At 72.1% G+C, this 13,125-nt stretch carries 8 protein-coding genes and 1 pseudogene; 3 read left to right on the top strand and 6 right to left on the bottom strand.

The features are described from left to right. The 5 genes and pseudogenes from ACQCO7_RS30950 to ACQCO7_RS30930 form a co-directional block, all read right to left on the bottom strand. Positions 1-645, bottom strand: a complete 645-nt coding sequence (locus ACQCO7_RS30950; protein ID WP_464074885.1) for a YceD family protein — start codon at positions 643-645, stop codon at positions 1-3. Between the two features lie 145 nt (positions 646-790). Beyond that, positions 791-1,870, bottom strand: a complete 1,080-nt coding sequence (locus ACQCO7_RS30945; RefSeq protein WP_464074884.1) for a DivIVA domain-containing protein — start codon at positions 1,868-1,870, stop codon at positions 791-793. Positions 1,871-1,936: 66 nt separating this feature from the next. Next, positions 1,937-2,416 (bottom strand): pantetheine-phosphate adenylyltransferase, encoded by a 480-nt coding sequence (gene coaD / locus ACQCO7_RS30940; protein ID WP_010353878.1) that lies wholly within the window; start codon positions 2,414-2,416, stop codon positions 1,937-1,939. Positions 2,417-2,442: 26 nt separating this feature from the next. Continuing rightward, positions 2,443-3,054: pseudogene (gene rsmD / locus ACQCO7_RS30935) on the bottom strand (16S rRNA (guanine(966)-N(2))-methyltransferase RsmD); the annotation flags it as partial. Between the two features lie 31 nt (positions 3,055-3,085). Continuing rightward, on the bottom strand, positions 3,086-6,082 hold the full coding sequence (locus ACQCO7_RS30930; protein ID WP_464074883.1) for a helicase-related protein: 2,997 nt from the start codon (positions 6,080-6,082) through the stop codon (positions 3,086-3,088). A gap of 169 nt (positions 6,083-6,251) precedes the next feature. Between ACQCO7_RS30930 and ACQCO7_RS30925 the strand changes: the two genes are divergently transcribed. Both ACQCO7_RS30925 and ACQCO7_RS30920 read left to right on the top strand, forming a co-directional pair. Further along, positions 6,252-8,084, top strand: a complete 1,833-nt coding sequence (locus ACQCO7_RS30925) for an HSP90 family protein (RefSeq protein ID WP_464074882.1) — start codon at positions 6,252-6,254, stop codon at positions 8,082-8,084. Beyond that, positions 8,077-11,022 (top strand): tetratricopeptide repeat protein, encoded by a 2,946-nt coding sequence (locus ACQCO7_RS30920; RefSeq protein WP_464074881.1) that lies wholly within the window; start codon positions 8,077-8,079, stop codon positions 11,020-11,022. The genes ACQCO7_RS30925 and ACQCO7_RS30920 overlap by 8 nt, the downstream gene beginning before the upstream one ends. A gap of 1 nt (position 11,023) precedes the next feature. Here the strand turns inward: ACQCO7_RS30920 and ACQCO7_RS30915 are convergent, their stop codons facing one another. After that, on the bottom strand, positions 11,024-12,688 hold the full coding sequence (locus ACQCO7_RS30915) for a DAK2 domain-containing protein (protein WP_464074880.1): 1,665 nt from the start codon (positions 12,686-12,688) through the stop codon (positions 11,024-11,026). Positions 12,689-12,891: 203 nt separating this feature from the next. Between ACQCO7_RS30915 and rpmB the strand changes: the two genes are divergently transcribed. After that, positions 12,892-13,077 carry a 50S ribosomal protein L28 gene (gene rpmB / locus ACQCO7_RS30910; protein WP_003973430.1) on the top strand — a complete coding sequence of 62 codons (186 nt, stop codon included), beginning with the start codon at positions 12,892-12,894 and terminating at the stop codon, positions 13,075-13,077. Positions 13,078-13,125 lie beyond the last annotated feature (48 nt).

The following is a 13,125-nucleotide window of genomic DNA, read 5'->3' as shown; positions in this document are numbered from 1 at the left end:
CTACTTCTCCTGCTTCTCGTCGACGCCTGCTTCAGCGCCGGTGATCTTGTCCTTCTCGTCGGATTCGAGCGAACCCGAGAGTCCCTGCAATGCCGCCCAACGGATGTCGACGGCGTCGTGACGGTGGTCCGGGTCGTCCGCGAGCCTGGCTCCACACTCGGAGCACAGTCCCGGGCAGTCGTCCTGGCACACCGGCTGCATCGGCAGTGCGAGCACCACCGCGTCACGCAGCACGGATTCGAGGTCGAACAGGCCGTCCTCGATGAAGAGCGTGTCCTCGTCGTCCTCAACGTCGTCGACCGGTTCCGCCTTCGGGCGGCCACGGTCGTCGGCGTCAGGGTACGAGAACATCTCCTGGAAATCCGCGTCGACCTCAAGGCCGACCGGCTCCAGACACCTTACGCACTCCCCCTCGGCCTGTGCACGGGCGGTGCCTGTGACGAGCACTCCGTCCATGACCGACTCCAGCCGGAGTTCCAGTTCGACCGGGGCGCCTTCCGGCACTCCGACGACGCCCTGGATCCCGAGATCCTTGGGGGCGTCGATCTCACGGGTCAGGCGCTGGAGCGCGCCAGGCCGCCGACCCAGCTCGTGCGTGTCGAACACGAGGGGGTTGCGGTGGTCGAGGCGGGCGTTCGCGGCCATTCCTGTTTTCGATCTCTTCCGAGCTGGAGGGCGCCGCCCAGCGGTGCTTCGGGGCAGCGTTGATCGCGGACGTACACGCGACCGAAGAGCCAGGATACTGGACCATTCGCGCACAGCCCAATCCGGGTCCCGGTGACGGGCTCGGCTACAGACCCCGCCCCTGCTCGTACGCCCTGAGCTGCTCCGGCGTGATCATGCCGGTGTCGAAGAGGCTCGTCTCGTCGAGCGCGTACGACTGCTGGGCGTGCTGCTGTTGCTGGGGCTGCTGCGGCTGCTGCTCGTACGCCTGCTGCTGGTCGTACCCCTGGTAGGCCGTCGCCGCGTACGGGTCGGCCTGCTGGTAGGCGTACGGGTCCGGCTGCGCGTACGGCTGCTCGTAGCCGCCGTAGCCGTCCTGGTAGCCGTACGCGGGCTGCTGCTCGTAGCCGTGGACGACGGGCTGCTCGGCCGGGGCCGCGGGCTGGGCCGGGATCGGGGTCGAGCCCGTGCGGGAGGACTCCTCGCGGTCGGAGAGGGCCGCGAGGTCGGCGAGGAAGTCGGCGTCGGAGGAGTGCTGGAAGGTCGTGGCGTCGTCGGCGAGGGCGCCGAGGTCGTCCGAGGCGATCCGGCCGTGCAGCTTGTCGCGGCCCCGGCCGACCGCCTCCAGCGTCTTGGCGAGCACCGCCTCGAAGGCGCCGAGCTTGACGTCGACGTACGCGTCCGCGTCCTTGCGGAGGGTCTCCGGGTCGTGGCTGCGCTCGGGGGCGTCCTCGTCCGCGTAGCCGTTCTCATCGAGGCCCGGGCCCGTGCCGAGGAGTTTCTCGCGGCCCCGGCCGACCGAGCCCAGCGTCTTGGTGAGGACGACCTCGAAGTTGGCGAGCTTGGAGTCGACGTACTCGTCCGCCTCGGCGCGGACCTCCTCCGCCTCCCGGCGGGCCTCCGCGAGGATGCGGTCGGCCTCGGCCTGGGAGCGGCGGGCCACCTCGGTGCCGGAGATCAGCGAGCCGCGCTCGGCGTGCGCGGTGGTGATGATCCGCTCGGCCTCCTGGCGGGCCTGGTCGACCATCTGGTCACGGCCGCCGATCAGCTCCTCGGCCTGCGCGAGGGAGTCCGGCAGCGCGGCACGCACCTCCTCCAGCAGGGCGAGCAGGTCGGCGCGGTTCACCACGCACGAGGCCGACATGGGCATCGACCTCGCGCCGGAGACCGCGGCGACGATCTCGTCGAGCTTCTTCTGTACGTCCACCTAGGCTCGCCACTCTCTACCGCTGTGTTGGAGACGGACAGGGCGACTGTAGTCCCCGGTGTCCCATCAGTCCTTGCGCAGGCGCTTGTTGAGCGCTTCGAGCACGATCGGCGGCACCAGGTGCGCGATGTCGCCGCCCCACGTCGCGACCTCCTTGACGAGCGAGGACGACAGGAAGCTGTACGCCGGGTTCGTCGGCACGAACAGCGTCTCCACCCCGGACAGGCCGATGTTCATCTGCGCCATCTGGAGCTCGTAGTCGAAGTCGCTGACCGCTCTGAGGCCCTTGACGATCGCCGGGATCTCCCGCTGCTTGCAGAAGTCCACCAGCAGGCCGTGGAAGGACTCCACGCGTACGTTGCCGTACTCGGCCGTGACCTGGCGGATCAGGTCGATCCGCTCGTCGACCTCGAAGAGGCCCTGCTTCGATTTGTTGATCATCACCGCGACGTACACCTCGTCGTAGAGGCGGGAGGCGCGGGAGATGATGTCGAGGTGTCCGTTGGTGATCGGGTCGAACGACCCGGGACAGACGGCGCGGCGCACTGGTGATCCCTCGCTCTCCGGTCCGGTCATCGTGCGTCTTCGCACGTGGGGGCGTTGTCGCCCGTGGCGGCGCGACCGTACCAAAACGTTCCCTCGCCGTAGCGACGGGCCTTGACCGGTGCGAACCCCGCCGGCCAGCGGAATTCTCCGCCTCTGGTGCTGCGCTCCACGGTGACGATCGCGTCCGGTGTGAGCCAGCCTTCGGTGCGGAGTGTGAGGAGGATCTCGCCAAGATCGTGATCCGTGACCGCGTAGGGGGGGTCCAGGAAGGCGATGCCGTACGGGGTGGTGGGGGGTGCCTGGATGATCTGCTCGGCCTTGCCCTGCCGTACTTCGGCGCCGGGGAGGGCGAGGGATCTCACGTTCTCGCGGATCGTGCGGACGGCTTTGGGGTCGGCTTCCACGAGGAGGGTGTGGGCCGCGCCCCGGGAGAGGGCTTCGAGGCCGACCGCGCCCGAGCCCGCGTAGAGGTCGAGGACCCGTTCGCCGGTGAGGGAGCCTCGGAGGAGGGATTCCCAGGTGGACATGAGGGCTTCGCGTGCGCGGTCGGAGGTGGGGCGGGTGCCGGTTCCCGGGGGGACGGCGAGTCGACGTCCGCCGGCTTCTCCGGCGATCACGCGGGTCATCTTCAGGTCCTTGGTACGGGGTCGAGTACGGGTCCAGTGTGGCTCACCCCTTCTCCAGGTACTGCTCCCTCTCCTCGTCCAACAGCGCGTCCAGCGCTGTTTTCAGACCCGGCAGCCCCTCCAGGTCCGGGTTCTCCCGCACCAGTGTCGTCGCCTCCTGTCTCGCCTCCGCGATGACCTCCTCGTCCTCGATGACCTCCAGGACCCGCAGGGAGGAGCGCGCTCCCGACTGTGCCTGGCCCAGCACGTCGCCCTCTCGGCGCTGCTCCAGGTCGATCCGCGACAGTTCGAAGCCGTCCAGCGTCGAGGCGACCGCGTTGAGGCGCTGGCGGGCCGCGCTCGCTTCCGGCATGTCCGTGACGAGGAGGCAGAGGCCCGCCGCCGAACCCCGGCCCACCCGGCCCCGGAGCTGGTGGAGCTGGGACACGCCGAAGCGGTCCGCGTCCATGATCACCATGGCGGTGGCGTTGGGGACGTTGACGCCGACCTCGATGACCGTCGTCGCGACCAGGACGTCCGTCTCCCCCGCGGTGAACCTCCGCATCACCGCGTCCTTGTCGTCGGGGTGCATACGGCCGTGCAGGACCTCGACCCTGAGGCCCTGGAGCGGGCCCTTGGACAGCTGGTCGGCGACGTCCAGAACCGCCAGAGGCGGGCGCTTGTCCCCCTCGGGCGCTTCCTTCTTCGCCTTCTTGTCGTCCTCCTCGTCCCCGATCCGGGGACAGACGACGTACGCCTGATGCCCCTTGCCCACCTCTTCGCGCACCCGCTCCCACGCGCGCGTGAGGAAGTGGGGCTTGTCGGCGGCGGGCACGACATGCGTGGCGATCGGGGAGCGCCCGGCCGGCAACTGGTCGAGTACGGACGTCTCCAGGTCCCCGAACACGGTCATCGCCACGGTCCGGGGAATCGGCGTGGCGGTCATCACGAGCAGATGCGGCGGCTGCTTCCCCTTCCCCCGCAGCGCGTCCCGCTGCTCCACCCCGAACCGGTGCTGCTCGTCGACGACGACCAGCCCCAGGTCGTGGAACTGCACCTTGTCCTCGATCAGCGCGTGCGTCCCGATGACGATCCCGGCCTCGCCGGTCACGAGATCGAGCAACGCCTGCCTGCGGCCGGCGGCCCCCATCGACCCGGTGAGCACGACCACCTTGGTCGCCTTGTCCGACCCGCCCAGCATCCCGCCCTCGGCGAGATCCCCCATCATCTCGACGACGGACCGGTGATGCTGCTGGGCCAGCACCTCGGTGGGAGCCAGCATCGCGGCCTGGCCGCCCGCGTCGACGACGGCGAGCATGGCGCGCAGGGCGACCATCGTGTTGTGGGTGACGGTGAAGTTGTCGGTGATGTAGGCGTGGCTGGAGTGATCGACGCTGATGCACTGGACCGGTTTGACGCCTACGTACTCGACCGCTCGGACACCGCGCCGGAAGGTGTCGTCCTTCGGCCGGGGACGGACACGGGCGGCTTTGCGGGCTAGACGGAACGGCGCGTACTCGTCCGGAAGCGCCACCGATACGGTGAAAGCGGCCTTCTCGGGCAGAACGCGGGCGCGACCGCCCAGGGAGCGTACGAGCCAGGCGACATCGTCCGCGAGCCCGCGCGAGGCGGAACAGAACGAGATGCTCATGCCGTCGGCGTCGGCTGTGCCGTCCGTGTCCAGCAGTCCTTGCAGCAGGGCGAGCCGGTTCTTGACCGACGTGTTCTTGAAGTCCTCGGGGACGGACGGGCCGTCGGCGAGGAGGAGGCCGAGACGGTAGGGGTCCAGCGGCAGCGCGGCGTCACCTCCGAGGTCGACGGGGGCCGCTGCCGGGATGTACCACTTCGGGGCTCCGTCCGCCTCGGACGTGTCCCGGCGGATCTCCCGGGCCGTCATCACCCGGGGAGGCAGCCCCCCGTGCGTCCCGACGATCCACAGGTGCTCGTCGTCGCACTCCACGGAGCTTCCGTCGGAGAGGACCAGACGCCAGACAGGCCGCTCCCCTTGGGGGAAGACACCGTCGACACGTGCGATCTCGCCCTCCGGCACGATGACCTCGTCACCCACGGCCAGATCCCCCATCCGCCGGTATCCGGTGGGTGTGAGCACCAGCGCGTCGAGCGGTTGGGCTTTCCCGGAACCGACCTCCCCCTGAAGCAGCCGGTGCATCGGGTGGCTCGTCGCGAGGTCGTCGAAGATCTCCCGGGAGACCTTCTGCTGGCCGTCCGTGAGGGTGAAGGGGAGGCGGTCGTCGAAGGCGGTGAGGAGGCCGTCGGGGGACGGGGCGCGGGGGACGGCCGGGAGTTGGGTGTCGGAGTGGCGGCGGCGGGCGAGGGCCACCTGGAGGACGAACGCCTCGTCCCACTTCAGGCGGGCACGGGCTTCGGCGACGTCGGACTTGGTGTGGGGTCGGTGGATCTTGAGGAGGGCCTCGGGGAGGGAGACCAGGCCCCGGCCTTCGCGGAGGGAGGGCGGGAGGGGGTCCAGGGCCTCCTGGGCGGTGGGCAGGACCGTCTGGATCGCCTTCGCGAGTTTCCAGGACTCCAGTTTGGCGGTGGCGGGGTAGAGCGGGATCAGGGCGCCGGCCCAGGTCTCGACCGACTCGCCCGCCTCGGTGTCGTCGCCCTTGAGGAGCTGGTACGCGGGGTGCGCGAGCTGGAGGCGGCGGTTGAAGACGGACACCTTGCCGGAGAACATCGCGCGGGTGCCGGGGAGGAGGTCGCTGTGGGGTTTGTGCACGCCGTTGCCGAAGAAGACGAGCTGGAGACGGCCGCTGCCGTCGGTGATGGTGACTTCCAGTCGTTGTCCCTTGCCGCGGGGCGCTTTGGAGGAAGCGAACGTGTGCAGCCGGGCGTCGGCGACCATCGCGACCACCGTCACGTGCTCGTCCATGGGCAGGTCGGCGAGGTGGGTGAGCTGTCCGCGCTCCTCGTATCTGCGCGGATAGTGGTGCAGGAGGTCGCCGACCGTGTGCAGGCCGAGGTGCTCGGCCATCACCTTCGCGGTGGCGGGGCCGAGCACTTTTTTGAGCGGTTCTTCCAGTGCGGGCACGAGATCCATTGCACACCACGCCACTGACAATCCCCTAGACATGTCCTGAAACCCCTGGTCAGCCGCGTCGCTTGGGCCCTAGTATGTCGCGCCTCACGCCATCCCTTCCGCGGTCACCGCCCCAGTCCGGGACCGCCCGACCCCGCGCCGACGCTCACCCCCCAACGGCGCTGCGACGATGGACTCCCAGACCTCGAAGTCATCCCAGGCATCCCAGTCACCTCACACGTTCCAGGTCGACCTGCGTGGTCTGGTGGACCTGCTCTCCCATCACCTCTACTCCAGTCCGAAGGTCTACCTGCGCGAACTGCTCCAGAACGCGGTGGACGCGATCACCGCGCGCCGTGCGGAGGACCCCGGCGCTCCCGCGCGGGTGCGCCTGTTCACGGACGGCTCCGGCCTGCGCGTGGAGGACTCCGGCATCGGCCTGACCGAGTCCGACGTGCACAGTCTGCTGGCGACGATCGGGCGCAGCTCGAAGCGTTCCGACGGTCTCCAGGAGGCGCGTTCGGACTTCCTCGGCCAGTTCGGGATCGGCCTGCTGGCCTGTTTCGTGGTCGCCGAGAGGATCCGCGTGGTCTCCCGGAGCGCGCGCACGCCGGGGGCGCGTCCGGTGGAGTGGACGGCGCGCGACGACGGCTCGTACTCCGTGCGCACGCTCCCGGACGAGGCGCGCCCGGAGCCGGGCACGACGGTGTACCTCCAGGCGCGCGCGGGCGCGGCCGAGTGGCTGTCCGAGGCGCGCGTGCTGGCGCTGGCGAAGGACTTCGGCTCGCTGCTGCCGTACGACGTGCGGGTGGGCGAGGAGGCGGTCACGGACCTGCCGGCGCCCTGGGACCGCGCGTACCCGTCCCCCGCGAACCGGCGGGTGGCGCTGGCGCGGCACTGCCACGGACTGTTCGGGTTCACGCCGCTGGACTCGATCGAGCTGTCGGTGCCGCTGGCGGGGATCCGGGGGGTGGCGTACGTGCTGCCGTCGGCGGTGTCCCCGGCGCAGCGGGCGACGCACCGGGTGCACCTGAAGGGGATGCTGCTGACGGAGCGGGCCGAACAGCTCCTGCCGGACTGGGCGTTCTTCGTGCGCTGCGTCCTGGACACGGACTCGCTGCGGCCCACGGCGTCGCGCGAGGCGCTGTACGAGGACGAGACGCTGGCGGCCGTCCGGGAGGCGCTCGGGGAGCGGATCAGGGCGTGGCTGACGGGTCTCGCGGCGGGCGATCCGGAGCGCCTGGCGGCGTTCCTGGCGGTGCATCACCTGGGTGTGAAGTCGCTGGCGCGGCACGATCCGGAGATGCTGCGGACGATGCTGCCGTGGCTGCCGTTCGAGACGACGGACGGCCGCCTGTCGCTGGAGGAGTTCGCGCAGCGTCACCCGGTGGTGCACTTCACGCGCACGGTGGAGGAGTACCGCCAGGTCGCGCCGATCGCCTCGGCGCAGGGCATCGGGGTGGTCAACGGCGGTTACACGTACGACAGTGAGCTGGTCGAGGCGTTGCCGTCGGTGCGTCCGGGCACGTCGGTGGCGGAGCTGGACGCGGACACGGTGACGGCTCATCTGGACGCCGTGGACACGGCGGAGGAGCTGGCGCTGGCGGGGTTCCTGGCGGCGGCGCGGGCGACGCTGGACCCGCTGGGGTGTGACGTGGTGCTGCGGGCGTTCCATCCGCTGTCGGTGCCGGCGCTGCATCTGGACGACCGGCAGGCGCGGCACGAGCAGGCGCGCGCGGAGGCCGAGGAGCAGGCGGACGACCTGTGGGCGGGCATCCTGGGGTCGCTGCGGGGCGGTGCTCCGCGCGCGCGGCTGGTGCTCAACCATCACAACGCGCTGATCCGGCGGATCAGTTCCCTGAAGGACCCGGAACTGATCGGGACGGCGACGGAGTCGTTGTACGGGCAGGCGCTGCTGATGGCGCAGCGTCCTTTGCGGCCGGCGGACTCGGCGCTGCTGAACCGGGCGTTCATCGGTCTGCTGGAGTGGGCCACTCATGGTGAGGGCGGCAGGAATGAGTGAGATCGAGAACATCGAGAATTTCGACGCGCTGCGCCACGCGATGGCTCAGAACGGCGAGGAGCCGGAGGGCCCGGCGCGCAACGCGCGTGCGGAGCACCTGCTCGGCGAGGCGGAGAAGCTGGGGATCCCGCTGGCGGTGGTGGAGGCGCTCGGGCATCAGCTGAAGGTCTACAACTACAGCTCCGAGAAGGCGAAGATGTTCGTCCCGTTCGCGCGGCTGCTGCGCATGTGGGACGAGCGTCCGGAGGACTTCGACGAGTACGAGGCGCACTCGCTGCACTGGGTGTTCAAGTGGATGTCGGCGGGGATGCTGGACCAGCCGCACATCCCGCTGGCGTCGGTCGAGAAGTGGCTCGGCGAGATGGAGCACCGCTACCGGCTGGCGGGTCATTCGGAGCGGGCGGTGCGCAGCGCGGAGTTCAGTGTCGCCGCGCACATCGGTGATCTCGCGCGCGCGGAGCGGGCGTTCACGGCGTGGCTGGCGGCGGACCGCGACCAGATGGCGGACTGTCACGCGTGCGAGCTGCACGGGCAGGGCTGGTGGCATGCGGAGTGCGGCCGGGACGAGGAGGCGCTGCGGCTGTGGGCGCCGGTCCTGGACGGCGCGTACGCGTGCGCGCACGAGCCGCACACGGTGCTGGCGTCGTCCCTGGTGCCGCTGCTGCGGCTGGGCCGTGCGGACGAGGCGCGGGCGAACCATCTGCGGGGTTTCCGGCTGGTGCGGTCGATGGAGTCGATGCGGGGCGCGTACGCGGACCACGTCGAGTTCTGCGCGCTGACCGGCAACGAGGCGCGCGCGCTGGAGCTGCTGGCGGAGCGTCCCGCGTACTTCACGGACGACGGTCATCCGCGCAGCAAGCTGGACTTCCTGAGCGTGGTCACCCTCCTGACGGACCGGCTGACGGGCCTTGGCCTGGGCGGCCGGCAGGTGCCGGGTCCGGCGGGCCGGGAGTGGACGGCGGCGGAGCTGGCGTCCCACGCGCGCGCGGAGGCGCTGCGGCTGGCCGGCGAGTTCGACGCCCGCAACGGCAGTACGCACGTGTCGGACCGTGCCCGCGCGCGGATGGCGCAGGAGCCGCTGACGGACCGGCTGCCGCTGGGGGTGCGCGGCGCGCGCCCGCCGGTGTCGGCGCCGGTCCCCGCGCCGCGCGCGGTGCGGGAGCCGTCCTCGGAGGGGGAGCCCGATCTCGCGGCGCTGCTCGCGGAGGCGCGCCGCCAGTCGGACACGCTCCAGCCGCACGCCGTGGAGGCGTGGGTGGCGGTCGGCGAGGCCGCCGGGGACACCGCCCTGGCGCCCCGCGACCGCGCGGAGCTGGCGGAGCACGAGGGCATGGCGCGCGGCACGGAGGGCCTGGCGTCCTTCGATGAGGCGGCCCGCTGGTACGCGGAGGCGGACGACCCGGGCGAGTCCCTGGCGGCCCGCGCGCGCGGGGCGTACGTCCGGGCGCTCGCCGGTGACGTCGAGGAGGCGCTCGCGGCCGTCGAGGAGCCGTACGACCGGGTGCTGGCCCTGTACGCCGAGGACGGCACCGGGGTGCGGCAGGCGGCCGGGGTGCTGATGAGCAGGGCGCGGATCCTGATGCGGCGCGCGCACGAGGAGGACGCCGGACAGGACGTGTTCCCGGTCGCCGAGGCCGCCGTACGGGAGGTGCTCGCGCTGGTCGGCGGGCGTGCGGGGGACGACGTGCGGCTGCACGCGCGTGTGGCGGAGGCCCACGCGATGCTCGCGGAGCTGGCGGCCCTCGGCGGGGACCCGGAGGGGGCGGCGCAGCTGTTCGCGCGCGCGTCGGCCGAGTTCGTGGCGGCGGGGCTGCCGTGGTTCGCGGTGGAGTACGAGGCGCGGCTCGCGTCCCTCGCGCACCATCTCGGTGACATGACGCAGGCGGAGCGGGCGCTCAGGGCGGCCCTGGAGCACGGTGGGCCGGTCCTGGAGCCCGTGGGGCGGGCTCAGCTGCATCTTCAGCTCGCGGAGGTCGTCGGGGGCCGGGGAGAGGCCGAGGAGGCCGCTGAGCACGCCCTGGAGGCGGCGCACTGGGCCGACGAGGCCGGCGAGGGCCCGACGTTCGGCGCGTGGGCCCGGCACCAGCTGGGCGGTCACCTGGTCCGGCAGGGCCGGTGGGCGGAGGCCGCCGAGGTCCTGGAGTCGGCGCTGGCCGACCTGACCGTCGAGACGCACGGCGACGGGACGGTCGTCCAGACGAAGTGGTGGCTCGGTGACTGCCTGAGCGAGCTCGGCGAGCACCGGGCGGCGGCCGAGCGCCGGCTCCAGGCGGCCGAGATCGCGCGGCACTGGCCGGAGCAGCACGACCACGCGACGCTGGCGCACCTGGCGGCGGAGTCGCTGAGCCAGGCGGAGCTGCTCCCGGAGGCCGATCAGGCGTACACGCGCGCGGGTGAGCTGTGGCGCTCCCTCGGGAACGTGCACGGCCTGGTGCGGGCCCTGCGCGCCCGCGCGTGGCTGGCGCTGCGTACGGACGACGGCGTCGGCAGCGCGCGCGAGCTGATGGCGGCGGCGGTCACGGAGTGCGCGGACGCGCTGGACGCCCTCGACCCGGCGGACGACGAGGACGAGGAGTCCCGCCGCCGGCTGGTCGTGGAACTGGGCCACACGCACCGCCAGTTCGGCGATCTGCTGGCCCGCTCGGCCGCCGAGGACGCGGACGACGACTCGATCCGCGCGGCCCTGGAGGAGGCCCTCGCGCAGATCTCCGACGCGGTCGCCGTGTTCGCCGTCCTCACGGACGACGCCCTGCACGCGCGCACGTCCGCCGAGCTGGCCGCCGGCTGGCTGGAGGCGGACCTGGGCCGCCCGCAGGACGCCGCCGCCCGCGCGCGGGGGGTGCTGGCCGCGTACGGGCCGGGGGCGGACGACGATACGGCGGCGTCCCGTCGTACGGAGGCGGAGCAGTTGCTCCAGGGGGTGCGCGAAGGCGGCTGAGCTACTCGACGCCGATCAGCAGCAGGGAGCCCTGGCGGCCACCCCGGTAGACGACCGTGTCGACCGCCAGGTACGCCTCCCGTACGCGGGTCTCCAGCTGGTCGGCGATCGTGTCGGGGGCGTCGTCGCCGAGGACGAGGGTGACGAGTTCGCCGCCCGCCGAGAGCATCCGGTCGAGGACCTCGCGGGCCGTGTCGGTGACGTCCGTGCCGATGACGGCGACGTCCCCCTCGACGAGGCCGAGGACGTCGCCGGCCTGGCAGATCCCGGCCATGGTCCAGGACTGGCGTTCGGCGACGGTGACCTCGGCGTAGCGGGTCGCGCCGGCGGCGGAGGTCATGGAGACGACGTCCTCGTCGAAGCGCCGGTCGGGTTCGTGGACGGCGAGGGCGGCGATGCCCTGGACCGCCGAGCGGGTCGGGATCAGGGCGACCCGGATGCCCTCCGTACGGGACTGCTCGGCAGCGGCGGCGGCCGTGTGGCGCAGGTCGGCGTCGTTGGGCAGGAGCACGACCTCGCGCGCGTGCGCACGCCGGACGGCCTCGACCAGCTCGCCACTGGCGGGCGGCTCCCCCGGCCTGGCCAGCACGGTCGTCGCCCCCGCCTGCGCGTACAGCCCCGCGAGCCCCTCCCCCGGCACGACGGCCACCACGGCGCGCTGGACGCGTTCGCGCGGCGCCCGTTCCCCGCGCGCGGTGTGCGCGTCCCCGGCGCCGAAGTGGGTGATCCGGATCCGGTACGGCCGTCCCGCCTCGACCCCGGCCTCGACGGCGGCCCCGGCGTCGTCCACGTGCACGTGCACGTTCCACAGCCCGTCCCCGCCGACGACGACCAGGGAGTCCCCCAGCGCGTCCAGTCGCGTCCTGAGGCGGGCGACGGCCGCGTCCCCGGCCTCCAGGAGGTAGATGACCTCGAAGGCGGGCCCGTCCCCCTCGGCGCAGCTCTCGTCTTCGTCCCGCACACGCGCGGGGACCCCGATCCCGGCACTCGTCACACCCACCGCTCCCCCGCGCGCGGGCGCCTCCCCCGTGAACGTCTCCACCAGCGCCCCCAGCACCGCCACCAGCCCCCGCCCGCCCGCGTCCACGACCCCCGCGTCCTGGAGGACGGCGAGCTGCCCCGGCGTGGCCGCCAGGGCCGTGCACGCCCCCCGGTAGGCCGCGCGGGCGACGGAGCCGCAGTCGCCGGTGTCCTGGCAGGCGGCGTCGGCGGCGGCCGTGGCGACGGTCAGGACGGTGCCCTCGACGGGGTGGGCGACGGCCTGGCGGGCGAGGGCGGCGGCGCTGCGCAGGGCGAGGCCGAGGCCGGGGCCGTCGGTGTGAGAGGCGTCACCGTCGGCGGCGAGGACCTGGGACATGCCGCGCAGGAGCTGGGCGAGGATCGTGCCGGAGTTCCCGCGCGCGCCTATGAGTGCGCCGTGCGCCATCGCGTGCGCGGCGTCGGCGAGGGAGGGCGCCCCGGGCTCGTGGGCCGTGAACACGGCCTCCACGGCGGTCGCCGCGGATTCGAGCGTCAGGTACAGGTTGGTGCCGGTGTCGCCGTCCGCGACGGGGTAGACGTTGATCGCGTCGATCTCCTCGCGGGCCCCGCCGAGGGCGGCCAGCGCGAGGCCGCACCAGGTGCGCACCGCGAGAGCATCGAGGAATGTCTGCGGCACCTGCGCCACCTGCGCCTCCCTGAGCTGCTGGATTGGACGCAGCGTAGACCGATCGTGGTAGTTTCGTTCAACGGGAGCGGTCGTTGTATGCTGCTCCGGTTGCCCGATCTCATCGGGCCTTTTCCCCCGGCACCGCCACTTCCAGATCCTCGATCTCGATCCCGGCATGCCGGGATCATCCGTAAGTGCATCTGAAGTCTTTGGAGTGACCGGTGGCTGCCAACTGCGACGTCTGCGGCAAGGGTCCGGGCTTCGGCAACAACATCTCGCACTCGCACCGCCGTACGTCCCGTCGCTGGAACCCGAACATCCAGCGCGTTCGTACTGTGGTCAGCGGGACGCCGAAGCGCGTGAACGCCTGCACCTCGTGCATCAAGGCCGGCAAGGTTTCGCGCTGACGCTTCGCCGCTGAGCGCGTGGCCACTGCTGGTTCGCCGCATGGAGCC

The organism is Streptomyces saintjeani (assembly GCF_055409605.1).
This window is presented reverse-complemented; position numbering and strand designations above follow the sequence as displayed.